At 45.0% G+C, this 251-nt stretch carries 1 protein-coding gene; it reads right to left on the bottom strand.

The features are described from left to right. Positions 1–251: transposase (locus AK963_RS36475; protein WP_238593923.1), on the bottom strand; the 251-nt coding region annotated here is incomplete at both ends.

The following is a 251-nucleotide window of genomic DNA, read 5'->3' on the forward strand; positions in this document are numbered from 1 at the left end:
CCTCTCGATTGGTCATGGCGCTGCTCCCTGCTTGATACCAACAGGAAAACAATCGGCCAGAAAAGGGTTAATCGGGAGGTCAAATTAAACTGGTGTTTTGAAGACTTATTACATCGGTGATGACACTCAATGGCATTCGTTGTATAAATCGCTTTTCGGATATCTTCAGGATAGTCGAACAGAGTAATCAGGTTATCCCAGTTATTACGCCAGGACTTACCAATCGATGGGAATTTCTCCCCCCAGGCTTC

This window comes from Endozoicomonas atrinae, assembly GCF_001647025.1.
Lineage (GTDB): Bacteria > Pseudomonadota > Gammaproteobacteria > Pseudomonadales > Endozoicomonadaceae > Endozoicomonas > Endozoicomonas atrinae.